Annotated in this window: 1 protein-coding gene; it reads left to right on the top strand. The window is 41.6% G+C overall.

Annotated elements, in window-relative coordinates; genetic code table 11:
• Nucleotides 1-308 precede the first annotated feature (308 nt).
• A complete protein-coding gene (locus G588_RS21060; protein WP_022780168.1) occupies nt 309-1166 on the top strand; it encodes an Rpn family recombination-promoting nuclease/putative transposase in 858 nt (285 codons plus the stop codon).
• Nucleotides 1167-1238 lie beyond the last annotated feature (72 nt).

Here is a 1238-nt window from a genome sequence, read left to right as displayed (position 1 = left end):
TGCGCCGGGGGCTTTTTTAGTGGGGTGAAGTGACAGGCACTGCGGTGGAGGAAAGTGACAGGCACTTTAGGGGGATGAAGTGACAGGCACTTTAGTAAGGTAAATTGTGTCCGAAAGTTCACAATCTTTCGCATTTCTTAAGAATTTTCGATGGTAAATCTTAAGAATTTGCTGCTAGAATTAATTCTGGGCTCGTTCAGAGCAGGTTGCCACAGTCTGTGGCAATGAGGCGTAATCGCCGCAATATTCCAGTATTTGAGCTACTTGAAAGGGATATACAGAAAAATTATAATAAAAGGAGATATTTAATGACAGCGGATTCACAAGGCATCAACAGTAAGTATAAGGACAGACTGCTTAATTTCATTTATGGCAACCCGGCGAACAGAGCATGGACATTAAGTCTGTATAATGCGGTAAACAAGTCGTCGTACACCGATGCATCGCAAATAGAGTTTAATACATTAAGTGATGTTCTCTATTTAGGGATGAAAAATGATACGTCATTCATCATTGCAGACATTCTCAGCGTTTATGAACATCAGTCGACGTTAAATTTGAATATGCCGCTCAGATTGCTCCAATACGTTGCGGATCTGTATTCCGGGTATATTGCCAAATATAAGCTGAACAAATATGGAACGTCAAGAATCATGCTCCCAACACCGAAGCTGGTAGTCTTTTATAACGGAGAGACAGAAATAGACGATGAGGTGATCTTAAGACTGAGTGATTCTTTTGATCCTGCCAGCAGAGATAAGGCTGATATAGAAGTCATAGTCAGAATGATCAATGTAAATTATGGCCGGAACAAAGAGCTTATGCAGAATTGCAAGACACTTGGAGAGTATGCCTGGCTGGTGGCTGCCATTCGTAGAAATAAGGCAGTAAATGAGACAGATATCAAGGCAGCTGTGAATAAGGCATTGGAAGAGATGCCTAAGGATTTTCTGATTCGGGATTTTCTTATGGCACATAGAAAAGAGGTGGAAGGTATGCTGGATACAGAATACAATGAAGCTGAGGTAAAAGAGTTGTTTGTGGCAGATGGAATCAGGAAAACTGTTGCTACATTAAGAAAACATGGAATTGATGATCAGACCATAGTTATTGATCTATGCGAACAGTACAGCCTCAGTGAAGATGAGGCTAAGAAGTATATGTAAAAAAGAGTTTAGAGGAGCCCTCGGTGCGTGATGCGCCGGGGGCTTTTTTAGTGGGGTGAAGTGACAGGCACT

Source organism: Butyrivibrio sp. AE3009, from assembly GCF_000420845.1.
Lineage (GTDB): Bacteria > Bacillota > Clostridia > Lachnospirales > Lachnospiraceae > Butyrivibrio.
The sequence above is the reverse complement of the archived record's forward strand: the minus strand, read 5'-3'. Positions and strand labels throughout refer to the sequence as shown.